13 protein-coding genes are annotated in these 20,063 nt (G+C 58.9%); 12 read left to right on the forward strand and 1 reads right to left on the reverse strand.

The features are described from left to right. Positions 1–21 precede the first annotated feature (21 nt). The 8 genes from AC1AWK_RS01365 (at position 22) to AC1AWK_RS01400 (ending at position 9,352) form a co-directional block, all read left to right on the forward strand. Entirely contained in the window at positions 22–1,623 is a 1,602-nt protein-coding gene (locus tag AC1AWK_RS01365) for an extracellular solute-binding protein (RefSeq protein WP_476567516.1), read from the forward strand. 136 nt (positions 1,624–1,759) lie between these two features. Continuing rightward, the gene (locus AC1AWK_RS01370; RefSeq protein WP_476567517.1) at positions 1,760–2,722 is read left to right on the forward strand and encodes an ABC transporter permease; all 963 of its coding nucleotides are present in this window, start codon (positions 1,760–1,762) and stop codon (positions 2,720–2,722) included. A gap of 10 nt (positions 2,723–2,732) precedes the next feature. Next, on the forward strand, positions 2,733–3,677 hold the full coding sequence (locus AC1AWK_RS01375) for a carbohydrate ABC transporter permease (RefSeq protein ID WP_476567518.1): 945 nt from the start codon (positions 2,733–2,735) through the stop codon (positions 3,675–3,677). 62 nt (positions 3,678–3,739) lie between these two features. Beyond that, the gene (locus AC1AWK_RS01380; protein WP_476567519.1) at positions 3,740–4,399 is read left to right on the forward strand and encodes a YesL family protein; all 660 of its coding nucleotides are present in this window, start codon (positions 3,740–3,742) and stop codon (positions 4,397–4,399) included. Between the two features lie 62 nt (positions 4,400–4,461). Then, positions 4,462–5,496, forward strand: a complete 1,035-nt coding sequence (locus tag AC1AWK_RS01385) for a LacI family DNA-binding transcriptional regulator (RefSeq protein ID WP_476569516.1) — start codon at positions 4,462–4,464, stop codon at positions 5,494–5,496. 120 nt (positions 5,497–5,616) lie between these two features. Then, positions 5,617–7,533, forward strand: coding sequence for a glycoside hydrolase family protein (locus tag AC1AWK_RS01390; RefSeq protein WP_476567520.1), 1,917 nt, complete (start codon positions 5,617–5,619; stop codon positions 7,531–7,533). 172 nt (positions 7,534–7,705) lie between these two features. Beyond that, a complete protein-coding gene (locus AC1AWK_RS01395; RefSeq protein WP_476567521.1) occupies positions 7,706–7,978 on the forward strand; it encodes an ACT domain-containing protein in 273 nt (90 codons plus the stop codon). A 9-nt stretch (positions 7,979–7,987) separates the two neighbouring features. Then, a complete protein-coding gene (locus AC1AWK_RS01400) occupies positions 7,988–9,352 on the forward strand; it encodes a DUF711 family protein (protein WP_476567522.1) in 1,365 nt (454 codons plus the stop codon). A 147-nt stretch (positions 9,353–9,499) separates the two neighbouring features. Here AC1AWK_RS01400 and AC1AWK_RS01405 read toward each other — a convergent pair whose 3' ends face one another. Further along, positions 9,500–10,153 (reverse strand): tRNA (cytidine(34)-2'-O)-methyltransferase, encoded by a 654-nt coding sequence (locus AC1AWK_RS01405; protein ID WP_476567523.1) that lies wholly within the window; start codon positions 10,151–10,153, stop codon positions 9,500–9,502. Positions 10,154–10,272: 119 nt separating this feature from the next. Here AC1AWK_RS01405 and AC1AWK_RS01410 point away from each other — a divergent pair, with 119 nt between their 5' ends. The 4 genes from AC1AWK_RS01410 (at position 10,273) to AC1AWK_RS01425 (ending at position 19,813) form a co-directional block, all read left to right on the forward strand. After that, positions 10,273–11,130 (forward strand): HhH-GPD family protein, encoded by an 858-nt coding sequence (locus AC1AWK_RS01410; protein WP_476569518.1) that lies wholly within the window; start codon positions 10,273–10,275, stop codon positions 11,128–11,130. A gap of 139 nt (positions 11,131–11,269) precedes the next feature. Further along, positions 11,270–11,893 (forward strand): hypothetical protein, encoded by a 624-nt coding sequence (locus AC1AWK_RS01415; protein WP_476567524.1) that lies wholly within the window; start codon positions 11,270–11,272, stop codon positions 11,891–11,893. 221 nt (positions 11,894–12,114) lie between these two features. Continuing rightward, a complete protein-coding gene (gene rpoB, locus AC1AWK_RS01420; RefSeq protein ID WP_476567525.1) occupies positions 12,115–15,681 on the forward strand; it encodes a DNA-directed RNA polymerase subunit beta in 3,567 nt (1,188 codons plus the stop codon). Positions 15,682–15,766: 85 nt separating this feature from the next. Continuing rightward, on the forward strand, positions 15,767–19,813 hold the full coding sequence (locus AC1AWK_RS01425) for a DNA-directed RNA polymerase subunit beta' (protein ID WP_476567526.1): 4,047 nt from the start codon (positions 15,767–15,769) through the stop codon (positions 19,811–19,813). Positions 19,814–20,063 lie beyond the last annotated feature (250 nt).

Genomic DNA, 20,063 nt, shown 5'->3' on the forward strand with positions numbered 1-20,063 from the left:
GCAAAGGAAAGAAGCATACTGATGACACAACGAGGTGTGCGGCTCGCTGCGATGGCGGCTGCTGCGGCAATGATCGTTCCCCTGGCGGCGTGTGGCGGTGAGTCCACGGTGGATGCCAATGGCAAGCCGATCGTGACAATTATGGTTCGTCGTAACGTCACCGACAATCCCATGGCCCAGACATCATTCTCGAAGGATCTGGAGGCCGCTTGTGACTGTACCATTAACTGGCAGGAAGTTTCCGACAATGCGTGGGGCCAGCAGAAAAGCGCGAAGATGGCCGCGGGCGAGTTCCCCGATATCGGATTGTCGCTGTTCAGCACCACGGATGCAGTAAAATACAGTGATTCGTTCGAAGATCTCAAGCCGCATCTCAAGCAGATGCCGAACGTGGAAGAGTATTTCGAAGCCAACCCGGATGCGCTCAAGTACGTGCGGGTAGGAAAGAGCATTCCGTTGCTGCCCTCCGATCGTGGCAAGGGATATGAAGTGTCGGGAACTCACATGTTCATCAATAAGACCTGGCTCGACAAACTTGGATTGCAAATGCCGACCACGTGGGATGAACTGGAACAGGTGCTCAAGGCATTCAAGAATGAGGATCCCAATGGCAATGGCAAGGCCGATGAAGTGCCGATGAACATTCGCGGCCTCGGTTTTGGTTTGTGGAGTCCGCTGACGCTGATGAATTCCGAAGGTGTGGTGACGTCCTTCATGGGAGGCGGCGCTTCGGAGCAGGGATATTACGTGGATAACGGCAAGGTCAAAAGCTACATGACGTCGCCGGCGTTGAAGGATGTGCTTGCATACCTGCATGAGCTCATGTCGCAGGGGCTGATTCCTAAGGATGTACTTACCCGCGATGCCTCGCAGTACAATGCGCAGACCATTAGCGATGGCAAGACCGCAATTACCGGTGTGTCGTTCGGCTGGTCGAACTATTCCGAATTTGGCGATAGCTTGGGCGACCAGTATGTGACCTTGCCTCCGTTGAAGAAGGACGCCTCGACGCCGGACTCCCAGGTCAAGTGGGATTATTCGCAGGATGCGGCTCGTTGGGCGTATTCCGGTTCGGGTGTGACGGTAAGCAGCACGGCGGCGAACAAGGACGCCATCTTCAAAATCATCAACGCCATGTATGGCGAGCGTCTGTCGGTGGCGGGGTATTTCGGTTCGATTCCCGATATCGTTACGGATGACGGCAACCATACCTACACCATCAATAAGCAGAAGGCATATGCCGAGTATCCCGACACTCGTGCCGTGGCGTTGCAGGATCGTTTCGGCGGTTGGATTCGTGACGACGTGACTATTGTCAATGATACGAATGCCGATCAGGTGACGGCTTCCGATCTGGCGGTTCGTGATGCCCGTTCGCGTGTCGATCCCATCAAGGATGTGATTCCGATTTATGTGCGTCCTGATAGCGATGACACCGACACCTTGCAGAATAACAACACGGCGATTTTTAATTACGCCAATAATCAGTACGCCAAATGGGTGCAAAACGGTGGCATCGATAAGGAGTGGGATTCCTATCTGAAGAAGATCAGCGAACCAAGTCTTGGCTTGGAAAACAATATTGCGATTTGGCAGAAGTGGTACGACAAGTACACCAAGTAGTGGTGTGCCGCTTCTGAGGTAATCGATGTCCGGTGTGCGGCCGGAGTCCTGTACTAGGCGCTTATGCTTCGCTATAGGTTCGGCCGCGCGCGGGGCTGGTAGGGGAACGTCGTTCATAGCAGATATGGGAGAATATATGACATGGCGAACCGCCCGCAGGAGTGCGGGAATCGAGGATGGCATCGCGCGTCGGCGCGATCGTGGTGTGTGGCAACGATTGGTGGACCATGGCGTTCGCTATTGGCAATTATGGGTGTTATGCGCGCCGGCATTGGTGTTTGTGGCGCTATTCGCCTATGTGCCGATGTGGGGCATCATGTTGGCGTTCCGAGAGTTCAATCCACAGGCCGGATTGACGGGAGGGCGATTCGTAGGGCTGCAATACTTTGCGGATTTCTTCCATAATCCGTTGTTTGGCGAGATTATGGTCAATACCGTGCGCATTTCGTTGTGGACGCTGGTGATGGGATTTATCTTCCCGATTATTTTGGCGCTATTGATTAATCAGTTGCATTCCAAGCGGGTCAAAGGATTTGTGCAGACGATTACCTATATGCCGCATTTCATTTCGGTGGTGGTTATCGTTTCCATGCTGAATATCTTCCTGACCCCGAATTCCGGTATCATAGGGCGCTTCCTGGGGGACGAAAGTCTCATGGGCAGCACATCAGCGATTACGGCTGTGTACTGGATCTCGGAAGTGTGGCAGCATGTCGGATGGAATTCCATTATTTATCTGGCGGCGCTGAGCTCCGTGGATACGTCGCTGTACGAAGCGGCCCGCATTGACGGTGCTGGACGTATGCAACTGATTCGTTATGTGGATTTTCCTACGATTTTGCCTACGTGTTCGATTCTACTCATCATGACCATGGGATCGGTGCTCAACGTCGGTTTCGATAAGATTTATCTGATGCAGAATGCGCTGAATCTGCCGGCGACGGAAGTGATCTCGACATATGTGTACAAGATCGGTATTCTCAATGGCCAATATTCATACTCGACGGCCATTGGCCTGTTTAATACATTGGTGAATTTCGTGTTCCTGATTACGGCGAATGCGATTTCCAAGCGTGTGTCGAAGTCCAGTATTTTCTAGGAGGTTGGTGATGTCGGCAGTGCAGGCGAATAATGTGACGCCGAGAGTGGATGCGTCGCAGATTCCATGGAACAAGCATGTGCGTCAACGCCAGAAACCGGCGGATATGGTGGCGTCGTGCATTGTGTATGGGTTATTGATCGTGGTGGTGTTGGCGGTGTTGTATCCGCTATGGTTTGTGGTGATGGCATCATTTTCCTCGCCGAACGCGGTGGCTGCCGGTGACGTGACGTTGCTGCCTAAGGATATAACCTTCGCGGGCTATGCAAAGGTATTCGCCAACAACCGTATCTGGCAGGGGTATCTCAATACCATCATCTATTCGGTAGTGGGCACTGCGGTGAATATGGCGGTCACCATTCCTTGTGCGTTTGCGCTGAGCCGCCGTGAGTTCAAGCCGCGGCGTGTGATCATGTTTCTGTTCACGGTCACCATGTTCATTGGCGGCGGCCTGATTCCGAACTATCTGCTGTATAAGGCGTTGGGCATCAATAACACTATGTGGGTGTTTATTCTGCCGGGAGCGGTGAGCGTGTACAACGTGATTGTGGCGCGTTCCTTCTTCGACAGTTCCATTCCTGAGGAATTGCATGATGCCGCGCAGATTGATGGATTGGCGTATTTCGGATACTTCTTCCGTGTGGTGCTGCCGCTAAGCTCGGCCATTTTGGCGGTGATTGGCTTGTACTATTTCGTTGGCCATTGGAATGACTTCATGACCGGCTTGATTTACATTACCGACGATGGCAAGCAGCCGTTGCAGGTGGTGTTGCAGAATCTGCTGCTGGTTGCCCAAGGGACCGGTACGAATGTGAACGCGGCGGCGCAGCAGCAGGCTGCCGATCAGATTAAGTTCGGTATCATCATTGTGTCGACGTTGCCGTTGCTGATTGGGTATCCGTTCCTGCAAAAGTATTTTGACAAGGGCGTGATGCTCGGAGCGGTCAAGGGCTGATCGGCGATGTCGTGCCGCGTGGATGCGGGTTCGCGCGGCACGAATGCTTATCGGGGGTGCGTATGGCTGGATTTGCGGTCGCTTATGAGCGATGCTGCCGTGCGATACTGGTGGTATTGGTGGTCAATGTCGCCATTGTGATCCATACGATATGTGGTCTGGTGTTGCTGGGTTGGTTTCCGTCGATGACGGCGGCGTGCTCGGTGTATCGTTCGTGGATACTCAGCGAGGATCGCGGATGGGGCGTCGCGCAGACGTGGACGATGTTTCATCGGACGTGGCGTTGCGACATTGTCAAGGCCAACCAGCTGGGATGGTGCCAGGGGTTGGCCGGTGCGCTGCTGGCATATGCGCAGTGGCTGACGTGGCATAACGATATGGGAGTGTATGGCTATGCGTGTGGTGGTGTGCTCCTGCTCGCATCGCTGTGGTATGGCGTATGGTGTCTCGAGTCGTGGGTGATTCGGGCGCATTTTGAGGCAACGAACCGTTGGGTGGCTGTTATGGCATGGCGTATGGTGATGGCGCGTCCACTGTGTACGGTCGGTGTGCTGGGCGTGCTGTTGTTCACGGTATGCGTGTGGTGCACATGGCCTGGCATATTCATGGCCTTTGGCGTGTCTTTGCCGCTGGCGCTAACGGTGGTTCTGGTGTCCGTATGCGGTCGTCTGCCGGGATTGCGGCGTGATGATACGCAGACTGCCCGGCTGGCAAGAGTATGATGCTACCAGGATTATGCTGGTGGTGCGATTGCAGTGGACTACGGTGGTGAATTGTGGTTTCGATGAAGGACGTGGCTCGACAGGCGGGTGTATCGGTGTGTACGGTGTCGTTGGTGCTGAACGGCAAGTACGCGAATCGTGTGGCCGAAGCCACGGTACATAAGGTACGTCGTGCCGCCCAAGAATTGGGGTACGAGCAGAATTCCGTGGCGTTGACACTGAAGACGAAACGCTCGCATGTGTTGGGATTCGTTTCTGATGAAATTGCCATCACGCCATACGCCAGTCGAATTCTGTTGGGTGCTCAGGATGCCGCTCGTCGACTCGGATATATGTTGTTGACGGTCAACACCGGCAATGATGACGAGGTGCGTGACCGTGAGATCGCGATGTTGCGCCGGTACCGCGTTGACGGTTTTCTGTATGCGTTGATGTATCACAAGATTGTGGACGTGCCGCGTCGTTTGACTGATGTGCCGACGGTGGTGGTAGATGGTCAGGACGCCGCGCATATGGTGCCTTCGGCATTCCCCGATGATGAGACTGTTGGGTTTGATGCCACCAATAGGCTTATTGCGGCTGGGTGCGAGCGCATCGCTTATTGTGGGTCGGAGGCTCCCATCGTGGCGCAGGGTGAGCGGCTTGCCGGGTATCGTCGTGCGTTGTCGCAGTCCGGAATCGGAGTGGATGAGTCGCTGATTGTCAACGTGACGGAAGAGGTGAATGCCGTCGAGCGTATGGGACGGCTGTTTGATACGCATCGGCCCGATGCGGTGTTTTGCTTCAACGATAGGCGTGCCGCGGCGGTGTATCGTGCGGCGGCCGCATGCGGTCTGCGCGTTGGCGAGGATATTTCCGTGGTGAGCGTCGACAATCAGCCTTTTATCACGAACGTGCTGTCACCTGGGCTGACGACTGTGGAATTGCCGCACTATGACATGGGTTATGTTTCGGTGGTCAAATTGGTCGAGGCGTTGGATGGTCCTGAAGCTGTTGCTGAGGTGCTGGAAGAGAGTCCGCAGATGCGATGGCCTGACGATCGATGGGCCTATCGGATACGATGCCGCATTATCGAACGCCAATCGGTGAGACAGTGATGGGCGGCCGATAATCGAGGGTCTGATGTGTCGTTCCTCGGCGCGTTGAAAAGTTATACGTTTAATGTTTAAAGCAGTAGTGTCGTGAACATGGGGGATATTCCCCGGAAAGGAAAAGCAATGAACACGGCTCAGGAGCAGGGTGTGCACGCCCGTATATCGAGTGGTCCGTATCGGCTACTGGAGCTTTTCGTTGAGCGGGACGAGCATGCTTCGACATGCCGGGTGCGGGTTGGCTGGGCTGGCGGCGATCGATACCATGATCTGCCTTCGTATCGCAACCGTGAGCATATCGCTCTCGAAGTGCCGCAGCACACCGATCTGGAGGTGGACATCGACGGGGGTGTAGCACGGTTTGGCTATCTGAGCGAATGTGAGGACATCCTCGATCGTGGTATACGCTACGTCAACCTCAATCCCGACGATGCGCAGTGGGATACCATGCCGTCATGGCAGGACGTGTATGGGGGATCTGGTCGTTCCGGCGCGCACTTTGAACCTCCGGCGCGTTGGATGAACGACCCGAATGGATTGTGCCGTTTCCAGGGACGCTATCATCTGTTCTACCAGTTCAATCCGTACGGCTGGGGCTGGGACTGCATGCATTGGGGCCATGCGGTAAGCCATGACTTGGTGCATTGGACGCATCTGCCTGTGGCGTTGGACCCGCAGGAGGCGTTTGCCAAGGATCCGGCGTTGACGGGCGGTGCCTTCTCTGGATGCGCGGTGACGGTGGACGTTGAGGGCAACCCATGCAAGGGCGACGATGCATATGCCATACGGTTCTATCTGACCCGTCATGTGGAAACACGCGGCCATGAGGAGTCGGTGGAAGAATATCAGACAACATGCCTGAGTGTGGATGGCGTGCATATGGGTATCGAGACCCCCGCTGTGCTGCGGCCCGACGATACCTGTGGATTTGATATGCGTGACCCGAAGGTTGAGTGCGCCTTGCCTGAGACGGCTGTCGATTCGAAGCGCGCTTATATGGTGACTGCGACCAACATTGACGAAGATCGGCTTCCCCGTGGCGGTGAAATCGGCGCGGCGGTCGATGACACGCATGGGTGGTTCAGCGTATCACCACAGGGTAAGCCAGGTGAATGGGGCTCGGGGAATACGGAGCGTGTGCCGGCCATCGTGGCGTTTTCGGCGCCGCTGCCATTGCGGCGCAATACGGTATGGCGTTACGAAGGACCGGTTCTGGCCGATCGTGGTCACGCTATCTCGCGTACCTTCGAGTGTCCTGATGTGTTCGCACTGGATGGCCAGGTGGTGGCGGTGGGTGCGTTGATGCATTACCGTGACGAATATGGACGTTTCCAACAGGTGCGTTGGTATGCCGGACAATTGCAAGCAACAGATCAGGGGCCGCGTCTGAGCGTCGAATCGAGCGGATGGTGTGACTTTGGTTCTGGATACTATGCCACGCAGAGTATGTGCGATGACGACGGGCGCCGCATCGTATTCGGCTGGTATACCGATTTTCCGGGAGCTCGTACGGAACGTGGATGTCTGGCCAATGGCGCGATGTCCCTGCCTCGCGAGCTGCATATGAGGGAGGGGCGCTTGGTGAGCCGCCCGGTTCGGGAGGTCTACGAGCGGTTGATCGCAGAGGAATTGCCGGTGGCGCGCGAGCATAATATGTTGGTGGCACGGGCGCCGCGGCAAACGTATTATGCCGATATCCGATTTGATGATGACGCTGATTTCGCCGTGGAACTGGTGCATGGGGAGGTGCGCGACGGTGTGCAGACGGGCGTGTGGCTCAAGCGCGAACAAGGCGTTACGCGTTTGGTAACCCACGGGTTGCAGGTGGATGATGTCGATTTCGTTACGGCTGTGGAGCAAGTACGCCGCGTAGAGGTGTTCATGGACCGGACGATCATCGAGGTGTTCGTCAACGACGGCGAAGACGCGGGCAGCATGCTGTTCGATCCTCAGCAGGCAGAGGTTCGTTGTGCCCTTGACGCTCGCGGCGATGCTCGATTTGAACGGGTGTGCGCGCTGCGCGGCGCTTGGCATGAGGCATAGGCCGAGATAAGAGACGGCGAGGGCGCGTTCGGCATCGGACGCGCCCTCGCCGCTTGGTAGGGGGAGACGCTCGTCTACGGCTCCATGAGTGGTCGTATACTGGTGAGCGGAAGATCGAGGCTTACGCCGGCGTATGCGGGCTGCGGGGCCAACGGCAACCAGGAAGGGTGTTATGAACAAGGCAATCATTACGGTTGTCGGCCGCGATACGGTCGGCATTATTGCCCGTGTGTGCACGTATTTATCTGATCATCAGGTCAATGTGCTCGATATCTCACAGACCATCATCGATGGATTTTTCAATATGATGATGATCGTGGATTGCGCCGCCAATGATGATGACTTTGGTGCGATGGTGACTGATTTGGAAACGTTGGGCGAGGATATCGGCGTGCGTATTCGCTGCCAGCGCGAGGATATCTTCACCAAGATGCATCGTGTCTGAGGGGTGGGCATGCTCAACATCATGGAGGTCCACGAGACCAATCAGATGATCGAACAGGAACAGCTTGATGTGCGCACCATCACCATGGGCATCAGCCTGATGGATTGCGTCAGCGACGACCTGGATCGCTTGTGTGAGAACATTTATACGAAGATCACCACGGTGGCCAAGGATTTGGTGGCCACCGGCGAGGCGATTAGCCGCGACTATGGCATTCCCATCGTCAACAAGCGCATTACGGTGACTCCTATCGCCTTGGTGGGTGCCAAGGCGTGCGCCACGAGCGAGGATTTCGTGCGTATCGCGCATACGTTGGATCGTGCGGGTAAGCAGGTCGGTGTCGATTTGTTGGGTGGCTATTCGGCGTTGGTGAGCAAGGCGATGACTCCGGCCGAGGAGCGGCTGATTCGCTCCCTGCCGCAGGCGTTGGCGCAAACCGACATCGTATGCTCGTCGGTAAACGTCGGTTCGACCCGTACCGGCATCGATATGGATGCGGTGGCGTTGCTGGGTCATGTGATTAAGGACATCGCGGCCGCCACGGCTGATAACGACAGCTATGGTTGTGTGAAATTCGTCGCATTCTGCAACGCGCCTGACGACAATCCCTTTATGGCAGGCGGCTTCCACGGCGTCACTGAAGGCGATGTGGTGGTGCATGTGGGCGTATCCGGCCCGGGTGTGGTCTCGCGTGCGTTGGATGCGGCGCGGGGTCGTGATTTCACCTTCCTGTGCGAAACCATCAAGCGCACGGCGTTCAAGATTACGCGCGTCGGACAGTTGGTGGCGCAGGAGGCGGCCCGTCGTCTGGGCGTGCCGTTCGGCATCATCGATCTGTCGCTCGCTCCGACGCCGGCCGTGGGCGACTCGGTCGGTGAGGTGTTGGAGAAAATCGGCCTGTCTCAGGTGGGCGGCCCCGGCACGACCGCGGCGCTGGCCATGCTTAACGACCAGGTCAAGAAGGGCGGCATCATGGCGTCCTCCTCGGTTGGTGGTCTGTCGGGCGCGTTCATTCCGGTTTCCGAAGACAAGAACATGATCGATGCCGCCAGCTCCGGGTGTCTGACGTTGGAGAAGTTGGAAGCAATGACCTGCGTGTGTTCGGTCGGCTTGGACATGATCGCCATTCCGGGCGATACGTCCGCGGCGACGATTGCCGGCATTATCGCCGACGAAGCCGCCATCGGCATGGTGAATCAGAAGACTACCGCCGTGCGCATTATTCCGGTGGTGGGCAAAACTGTCGGCGAGATGGCGAACTTCGGCGGATTGATGGGATATGCGCCCATTATGCCGGTGAATCAGGCGAGTTGCGAGGCGTTTGTATCGCGTGGTGGGCGTATCCCCGCGCCGATTCACAGCTTCAAGAACTAGTCATGGCGCTTTCGGGCGCGACGTTTGGCGGCTTGAATCCTAAATAGCCGCCGTGGCGTTTCCTCATGTGCCGTTGCGCGATATGACATAGCCTCCCGTATGCGGCTGGCCGCCGAGCGGGAGGCTATGTCATAGAAGATGCTCTGCTTATTTGCCGCCTTGGAATCCGAGCTGGCGCCATGCTTCGTAAATGGCGATGGACGCGCAGTTGGTCAGATTCAGCGAACGCAGGCTTGGCCGCATGGGCAGGCGAACCTGTTCGGCGACGTGCGGTCCGGCCATAATGTCCATCGGGTCGGGAATATCGCCGGGTTCGGGGCCGAACAGCAAAATGTCGGTCGGCCGATATTCGATGTCGGTGTACAGCTTGGTGGCATGCGCCGTGAACGCGATGATGCGCGAATCCGGCATGGATTCAACCAGATGCTCGAAGTTGGGATGCAGCACCACATGCGCCATATCGTGATAATCCAGTCCGGCACGGCGCAGTTTGGTGTCGCGCAGGTTGAATCCCAAGGGCTCGACCAAATGCAAAATGGTGCCCGTGACGGCGCACAGGCGGATGGCCGAACCGGTGTTGCCGGGAATGCGCGGGGAGTAGTAGCACAGATGTGGCGTGACGGTTTGCGCCCTGCTGGCTTCGCTGGCCGACAGCATGGCATCCACCACACTGATGGGATTGCCGTGGGCGTCGGTGACCAACTCGTCCGGGCCATACCCTGATTTGCGGTACCCGTATTCGAACATGCTTTGCATTTGCGATTCGGGATTGGCGTTGTGCGCGTTGCTAGCTTCACTCATGACCCCTAACAATAGGAAGCGTGAGCGACACGGCATGCCCGGCACTATGGCACAATAAGGATGTGGCTCACCAGGAATCCGTTGACGAACGTAAGCAGGCCGAACAGGTCGCCGGGGCGCTGCGCCATTGGTGGCAGGGGCATGCGCGCGACTTGCCGTGGCGTTTCGGCAGGACGACGCCATGGGGCGTGCTGGTGTCCGAGGTGATGAGCCAGCAGACGCAGATGGGACGTGTGGTGCCGTATTGGTCGGAGTGGATGCGGCGCTGGCCTGATGCGGCGACGCTGGCGCAGGCGTCCACGGCGGAAGTGATCACCGCATGGGGGCGGCTTGGCTATCCGCGCAGGGCGCTGCGTTTGCAGGAGTGCGCTCGCGTGGTGCGTGACCAGTGGCAGGATGAACTTCCGCGCACGTATGAGGAATTGGTTGGCTTGCCTGGCGTGGGCGACTATACCGCCAGCGCGGTGTTGAGTTTTGCCTATGGCGTGCGGGTGGCGGTGATCGACACGAATATTCGCCGTGTGCTTAGCCGCGTGTTCGCGGGCGTCGAATCGTTGGGTGGCGCGGCGAGCAAAGAGGAGCGCGCGTTGGCGCAGCGGGTATTGCCGCAGGACGATGATGCGAGCGTGACGTGGAACCAGTCGGTGATGGAGCTTGGCGCCACCGTGTGCACGGCGAAGAAGCCGATATGTCAGGAATGTCCGGTGCGGCAGTGGTGCCGATTCGCGCAGGCTGGATATCCTGGGCTGGGGCAGGGGCGTACTCGGCCTCGGCAGCGGTTTGCCGGCACCGATAGGCAGGTGCGCGGTTTGGTGCTGCAGGCATTGCGCAAGCATCCGGCGGGAACCGTATTGTCCCGTGCGCAGCTGCGTGAGCTGTGGGAGGATGCGGCGCAGTTGGATGCCTGTGTGGCGTCGTTGGATGACGATGGTTTGCTGCATATCGTAGGCGATGGCGGTGTTCGGCTGCCGCAATAAGCAAAGCGCGAAGCCGTGTATGCGGGTCTGATGCCTTGCGTGTGTGTCGTGGCATGTGCGCGTGGCGTACATGTGAATGTGTCGGGTGCGCTCGCCGCGCGGAAGGGCGGTAGGGTGGCGCTGCCCGTAGACTGGGGGTATGCATCAACCCCGTCGTACTGTTCCCGCCAGCGTCGCTCGCCGGCGCATGTATCGTCGTCGCCGCATTGTGGTGGCGGTGGCGGCGCTGTTGGTGCTGTCGTTGACGATATGGTGTGCCTACAGTGTGGTGCGGGGGATTGCTGCGGTGGCGGCGCTTGCCGGAGGCGAGGGCAAGGTGTCGCTGGTGCGCAATCAGGTGCCGCAGCCCAGGCAGGGCGAGCTGATTGCCGATTGCAATGGCAAGACGACGAGTTTGCAGTTGACGGCGGCTGCGCAGTCGATGCCGGTGGGTGGGTCGATGGATTTTACGGCCACGATTGTGCATGAAGGCAACGGCAGTTGCTTGATTGATGCGGCTGATGACGAGCGTGTGCTGACGATTACGTCGGGCAATGACGTGGTGTGGAGTTCCGATGTGTGCCCGGTGGATTCTCGCATGTTGCTGATGGCCAAGGGCGATAAGGATTCGCAGACGATGACGTGGGCTGGCGTGCGCACAGGGGATTCGTGCCAGGACGTTGCTACCTTGCCGAAGGTGGATCGTGGAACGTATGTGGCGCAGTTGCATTTGCGCGAGTATCCCAAGGTGACCAGCCAGCCGGTGACGGTGGTGGTGGAATAGCCTGGCCGCGGCGACGTCGGCGCGAAGGGCGCGGTTGCTGTACGATCGTGTGCTGACAGCGTGTCGTTCTGCTGCATAGTCGAGACCTTGGGGTAACCTGTCTAGGTTACGTGAAGCATGTCATATTGCGGGCATGCCGAGTTGGAACGCCCGCATGGCATATGGTGGTCTGCGCGGTGTTCCCAGAGATTGTGAATCAAGCGAGCGATAAGGAACGTCCATTGGCTGCTACAAAAGCTACGACGAATACCACCACCATCGTCGCACGCGCCGACCAGCATGACATTGACTTGCACAAGGCGTCGGATCGTGTGAACTTCGGTTCCATCAAGGAACCCATTGACGTGCCCTACCTGTTGGGCGTGCAAACCGACAGCTTCGATTGGCTGATCGGCAACGAGCGCTGGAAGCAGCGTGTCGAAGAGGATATGGCGAACGGCACCAACACGGTACCGCACGTTTCCGGCTTGGAGGAAGTGTTCCAGGAGATTTCCCCCATCGAAAACTTCGCGCAGACCATGAGCCTGACGTTCTCCGACCCGTATTTCGAGGAGCCGCGCCACACCGTGCAGGAGTGCAAGGAGAAGGACTACACCTACTCCGCGCCGCTGTACGTGAACGCCGAGTTCGAAAACGGCGACACCGGCGAAATCAAGAGCCAGACGGTGTTCATGGGCGACTTCCCGCTGCAGACCCCGCACGGCACTTTCATCATCGGCGGCACCGAGCGTGTGATTGTTTCGCAGCTCGTGCGTTCGCCGGGCGTGTACTTCGACCGTACGCCGGATCGCACTTCGGACAAGGAAGTGTTCGGCGCGAAGATCATCCCGAGCCGTGGTGCATGGCTGGAGTTCGAGATCGACAAGCGTGATGTGCTCGGCGTGCGCGTGGACCGCAAGCGCAAGCAGTCCGCCATTGTGTTCCTCATGGCCATCGGTATGACCAAGCAGGAGATTCGCAAGGCGTTTGAAGGCTATCCGCTGGTGCTGGATGCCTTGGAGAAGGAAGCTGTGCAGTCGCAGGAAGAGGCGCTGACCGATCTGTACCGCAAGATTCGTCCTGCGGATACGGCGACGCCGGAAGCCGGCAAGAACCTGCTGGACTCCTTCTACTTCAACACCAAGCGGTACGACTTGGCTCGCGTCGGTCGCTACAAGATCAACCGCAAGCTCGGCCTGGAAGCGGATTACAACGATCGTTCGCTGCAGTTGGACGACATCATCGCCACCATCAAGTACCTGGTGACGCTGCACGCTGGCGACAAGACCTTCCCGGGCATGCGCGACGGCGAGGCCGTGGACCTGCGCGTGGATGTGGACGATATCGACCACTTCGGCAACCGTCGTATCCGCCAGGTCGGCGAGCTGATTCAAAACCAGCTGCGCACGGGCCTGAGCCGTATGGAGCGCGTGGTGCGCGAACGTATGACCACGCAGGACGCCGAGGCCATCACACCGCAGTCGCTGATCAACATCCGTCCGGTGAACGCCACCATCAAGGAGTTCTTCGGCACCTCGCAGCTGAGCCAGTTCATGGATCAGAACAACCCGCTGGCCGGTGTCACCAACAAGCGTCGTCTTTCGGCATTGGGACCCGGCGGTTTGAGCCGCGACCGCGCCTCCATGGAAGTGCGAGACGTGCATCCCAGCCACTTCGGCCGTATGTGCCCGATTGAGTCTCCTGAAGGCCCGAACATCGGTCTGATCGGTTCGTTGGCGACCTTCGGTCGCATCAACCCGTTCGGCTTCATCGAGACGCCGTACCGCAAGGTGGAGAACGGCCGCGTTACCGACGAAGTCGTGTACATGACCGCCGATCGTGAGATCGAGCACGTCATCGCGCAGGCCAACCAGGAGCTGGATGAAGACGGCAAGTTCGTAGCCAAGGAAGCCCTGGTACGAGACGCCGCCGGCGAGGCCGAGGACGTTCCGGTCGAGATGGTCGACTTCATGGATGTGTCCCCGCGTCAGATGGTGTCCGTCGGCGCTTCGCTGATTCCGTTCCTGGAGCACGATGAGGGTCACCGTGCGTTGATGGGTACGAACATGCAGCGTCAGGCCGTGCCGCTGATCAAGTCGGAGCGCCCGCTGGTGGGTACCGGCTCCGAATGGCGTGCCGCCGTGGATTCCGGCGACGTTATCGTGGCGGAGAAGCCGGGTGTGGTGACGTACGTGTCCGCGGACATCATCCGCGTGATGAACGACGATGGCACCCAGTCCAGCTACAAGCTGGCCAAGTTCCAGCGTTCCAACCAGACGACCTGCTACAACCAAGTGCCGATCATCAAGGATGGTGAGCGCGTGGAAGCCGGTTCGGTGCTGGCCGACGGCCCTGCCACCGAAAAGGGCGAGATGGCCTTGGGCAAGAACCTGCTTGTCGCCTTCATGCCGTGGAATGGCTACAACTACGAGGACGCCATCATCGTGTCCCAGCGCATCGTGCAGGACGATACCCTGAGCTCCATCCACATCGAGGAGTATGAGATCGACGCGCGCGAAACCAAGCTGGGTGCCGAGGAAATCACTCGCGATCTGCCGAACGTGGGCGAGGACGCGGTAGCTAACCTTGACGAGCGCGGCATCATTCGCATCGGTGCCGAGGTCGAGGCCGGCGACATTCTGGTCGGTAAGGTCACTCCGAAAGGTGAGACCGAGCTGACGCCGGAAGAGCGACTGCTGCGCGCCATCTTCGGCGAGAAGAGCCGCGAAGTGCGCGATACCTCGCTGCGTGTGCCTCACGGCGAGACCGGCACGGTTATCGCCGTCAAGGAAATCACCCGCGAGGATGCCGAAGAGGATGGCGACGAGCTGCCCAACGGCGTGAACCAGATGATCCGCGTGTACATCGCGCAGCATCGTAAGATCACGCAGGGCGATAAGCTTTCGGGCCGCCACGGCAACAAGGGCGTCATCTCCCGCATCCTACCCGAAGAGGATATGCCGTTCCTAGCGGACGGTACTCCGGTGGACATCATGCTCAACCCCTTGGGCGTGCCGTCTCGAATGAACTTGGGCCAGGTGCTGGAACTGCACTTGGGCTGGATCGCTCACTCCGGTTGGGATATCTCCCTCGACCCGGATTTGGAAGCCGAGTGGAAGAAGCATGTGCCGGCTGGTGCCGAAAAGGGCGAGCCGGGCACGCCGGTGGCCACTCCGGTATTCGATGGCGTGCGTCAGGACACCCTCAAGGGCCTGCTCAAGAGCACGCTGACCGATCGCGACGGCAACAAGCTCGTTGGCGACAACGGCAAGGCGGTGCTGTTCGACGGTCGTACCGGCGAGCCGTACACCAAGCCGATCTCCGTGGGCTACATGTACATGCTGAAGCTGCATCACTTGGTGGACGACAAGATCCATGCCCGTTCCACCGGCCCGTACTCGATGATTACGCAGCAGCCGCTGGGCGGTAAGGCCCAGTTCGGCGGCCAGCGTTTCGGCGAGATGGAGGTGTGGGCTCTGGAAGCTTACGGTGCCGCTTACACGCTGCATGAAATGATGACCACCAAGTCCGATGACGTCGACGGCCGCGTGCGTGTGTACGGTGCCATCGTCAAGGGCGATAACCTGCCGCCGGCGGGTATCCCCGAATCGTTCAAGGTGCTGCTGAAGGAAATGCAGTCCCTGTCCCTGAACGTCGAAGTGCTTAACGCCGAAGGCGTGGCCATCGACATGAAGGACGAGGACGACGATCCTGTGTCCTCCTCCGAGGATCTGGGCTTCAACATTGGCGCGCGCCCCGATGCGTCCGCCAAGGTCGACCAGATTGCCGAGGAGCCTGAATATCAGTGATGCCAAGGGCGGGCGTTGCCTGCGGTGACGCCCGCACCTTAGCCGAGACGTGAATGAACCAATTTTCAAAGACAGGACATAAACAGTGCTGGACGTCAACGCATTTGACAAATTGAGGATCGGCCTGGCCACCGCCGAGGATATCCGTAACTGGAGCCACGGTGAGGTCAAGAAGCCGGAAACCATCAACTACCGTACCCTCAAGCCGGAAAAGGACGGTCTGTTCGGCGAACAGATCTTTGGCCCCACCCGCGATTGGGAGTGCGCCTGCGGCAAGTACAAGCGCGTGCGCTTCAAAGGCATCGTGTGCGAGCGATGCGGTGTGGAAGTCACCCGTTCCCGTGTGCGTCGTGAGCGTATGGGCCACATCGAGTTGGCCGCGCCGGTAACGCACATCTGGTTCTTCAAGGGTGTGCCGAGCCGCTTGGGCTACCTGCTCGATATCGCGCCGAAGGATTTGGAAAAGGTCATCTACTTTGCCGCCTACATGGTTACCAAGGTGGATGACGAGCAGCGTCACCAGGACCTGCCCGATCTACAGGACGAGTTCGACACCGAAATCGCCAACCTGGAGAAGCGCCGCGACAATGAGATCGAAGAGCGTGCCAAGAAGGTGGAAGCCGATTTGGCCCAGCTCGAAGCCGAAGGCGAAGTCAAAGGTAGCACACGCTCCAAGCTGCGCAACGGCGCCGAGCGCGATATGGCGGCCATCCGCCAGCGCTTCGACGACCAGATTCAGCGTCTGAGCGCGGTGTTCGACCGCTTCAAGACGCTGCGCCCCGGCGACATGGAAGGCGACGTCGACCTGTGGCGTGAGATGGAAGATCGTTACGGCGATTACTTCGAGGGCTGCATGGGTGCCGAAGCCATCAAGAAGCGTTTGCAGGACTTCGACTTGGAGGAAGCCTCCAAGCAGCTGCGTGAGGAAATCGACACTGGCTCCGGCCAGCGCAAGGCTCGCGCTCTGAAGCGTTTGAAGGTGGTGAATGCCTTCCTGACCACCGGCAACAAGCCGGAAGCCATGGTACTGGACGTCATCCCGGTGATTCCGCCGGATCTGCGTCCGATGGTCCAGTTGGACGGTGGCCGTTTCGCCACCTCCGATCTGAACGATCTGTACCGCCGCGTTATCAACCGTAACAACCGTTTGAAGCGACTGATCGAGCTGGGCGCTCCTGAAATCATGCTCAACAATGAGAAGCGCATGCTGCAGGAGGCCGTGGATTCCCTGTTCGACAACGGCCGCCGTGGTCGTCCGGTAACGGGTGCCTCCAACCGTCCGCTCAAGTCCTTGTCCGATATGCTCAAGGGCAAGCAGGGCCGTTTCCGTCAGAACCTGCTGGGCAAGCGCGTCGACTATTCCGGCCGTTCCGTAATCGTCGTCGGCCCGAGTCTGCGCATGCATCAGTGCGGTCTGCCCAAGCCGATGGCGTTGGAGCTGTTCAAGCCCTTCGTCATCAAGCGTTTGGTTGATTTGAACTACGCGCAGAACATGAAGAGCGCCAAGCGTCTGGTCGATCGCGGCGACTCCGAAGTGTGGGGCGTGCTCGAAGAGGTTATCGCCGAGCATCCTGTGCTGCTCAACCGTGCGCCTACGCTGCACCGTCTGGGCATCCAGGCCTTCGAGCCGATTCTGGTCGAAGGTAAGGCCATCCACCTGCCGCCGTTGGCTTGTGCCGCGTTCAACGCCGACTTCGACGGCGACCAGATGGCAGTCCATCTGCCGCTGTCCGCCGAGGCCCAGGCCGAAGCCCGTACCTTGATGATGGCCTCGGACAACATCCTCAAGCCGGCCGATGGCCACACCGTGACCATGCCGTCGCAGGACATGATTCTGGGTCTGTACTACCTGTCCACCGTGGTGGAGGGCGCCAAGGGCCAGGGCCGCGTGTTCGGCTCGCTGGAAGAAGCCGAAATGGCGTTGGACAAGCATGAGATCGACATGCAGGCCAAGGTGCTGATCCGTTTGCCGGAAGACTTCGTGCTGCCCAAGGATTGGGAACCGGGCGAGGTGGACGTGGTCGATCCGCGTGAGGGTGCCGCGCCAACGGTCAAGGAAATGCGCTTCAAGGATGGTTCGACGCTGTTCGCGACCTCCTATGGCCGTATCCTGTTCAACGAGACGCTGCCGGTGGACTACCCGTTCATCAACGAGCAGGTGCCGAAGGGCAAGCTGTCCAAGATCGTCGACGACATCGCGACGCGCTATTCCACCGCGCAGGTGGCCGCTTCGCTGGATGCCTTGAAGGATCTGGGCTTCACCCGCGCACCGTGGTCGGGCGTGACCATGGCGTTCTCCGATATCGTGGCTCCCGACGAGCGCAACGAAATCGTCGCCGGTTACGAAGATCAGGCCGCCAAGGTGAACTCGCAGTATGACATGGGTCTGCTTACCGATGAGGAACGTCGTCAGGAGCTGATCAACCTGTGGACCGAATGCACCGACAAGGTGGCGGACGCCATGCGTGAGAACTTCCATGATGACAACAACGTGAACATCATGGTGCAGTCCGGAGCGCGAGGCAACTGGATGCAGATCCGTCAGATCGCTGGTATGCGAGGCCTGGTGGCCAACCCGAAGGGTGAGATTATCCCGCGTCCGGTCAAGTCCAACTACCGTGACGGTCTGTCCGTGCTGGAGTACTTCATCTCGCAGCACGGTGCGCGTAAGGGTCTGGCCGATACCGCATTGCGTACGGCAGAGTCGGGTTACCTGACCCGTCGTCTGGTCGACGTGTCCCAGGAAGTCATCGTGCGCGAAGAGGACTGCGGCACCAAGCGTGGGTTGCCGATGGCTGTCGCCGAGCGTGATGATCAGGGCAACCTGGTGCTGGTCAAGGCTGCCGACGGTGGCCCGTACTCGCGTCTGCTCGCTTCCGATGTCGTTGACCCGTCCGATGGCTCCACTGTGCTGTACCACGCCGGTGATGCGCTGTCCATGGACGTGCTCAATGACTTGGTTGCTCACGGCGTTGAGGAAGTCAAGGCCCGCTCCGTGCTGACCTGCGACTCCAAGCGCGGCGTGTGCGCCAAGTGCTACGGTTGGTCGCTGGCCACCAACAAGCTGGTGGATGTCGGCGAAGCGGTCGGTATCGTCGCCGCGCAGTCCATTGGTGAGCCTGGTACCCAGCTGACGCTGCGTTCCTTCCACTCCGGCGGTGTTGCTTCGGCTTCCGATATCACGCAGGGTCTGCCTCGTGTTACCGAGTTGTTCGAAGCCCGTACGCCGAAGGGTGAGGCGCCGATCGCCGAGTTCGCCGGCACGGTTAAGGTGGAGGACACCGAGCGTGGCCGCCAGGTGACGCTGACGCCGGATGATGGCACGGTTGAGCCGATTACCTATCCGGTAACCCGTCGTGCGCCGATGCTGGTCAAGGATGGCGAGCATGTCTCCGCGGGTACGCAGCTGATCGAAGGTTCGGTCGATCCGAAGAAGATCCTGCGCATTCTCGGCCCGCGTGCGGCCCAGGTCAACATTGTGGAGGAAGTCCACAATGTATACCGTTCGCAGGGTGTGGATATCCACGACAAGCACATTGAGGTCATCGTGCACCAGATGCTGCGTCGTATCACCGTGATCGACTCCGGCGACACCACGTTGCTGCCGGGCGAACTGGTGGATCAGGCACGCTTCAAGGAAGCCAACATGGAAGCGGTGAAGAATGGCGGCAAGCCCGCTGCCGGACGTCCTGAGCTCATGGGTATCACCAAGGCTTCGCTGGCCACCGACTCGTGGCTGTCCGCTGCCTCCTTCCAGGAGACGACGCGCGTGCTCACCGAAGCGGCGCTGAGCCAGAAGGAAGACGACCTCAAGGGCCTTAAGGAGAACGTCATTATCGGTAAGCTCATCCCGGCTGGTACCGGTTTGGCGCGTTATCGCAATGCGACGGTTGAACCGGACAAGGCAATCCGTGACACCATTTATCCGAACTTCGGTTTGGGCGGTGATTTGGACGGCGTTGCTGACTTCTCCGACGCGGATATGAGCGATGTCGACTTCTCCAGCCTGGACTTCGGTGATCTGAAGCTGGGCGACGACTTCAACCCGGATGATTTCCTGGACGATCAAGGCGGACAAAGCGACCTTGACAACCTGGGCGATTTGGGTGACGAAGGTCTCGACATGATGTAAACCGACCGGTGCTTCATGCACCGGTATGGTCAACGGCCGGCTGTCGGTATCCACGGATACAAGCAGCCGGCCGTTCTCATATGCCAAGGGGGCTGTGTTCCTGTGCGGAAACACAGCCCCCCCCCCTTATCGGCTGGTCAGCTATTGCCGGCGTGCCAGCATGCTGGCGAATGCGTCAACGAGCATGTCATACGAAGGTTGCCGATCGTCGCCATGTACCTGCCGAAGGCATGGCCTTGCATGACTTGAT

Source organism: Bifidobacterium sp. LH_491, assembly GCF_056356495.1.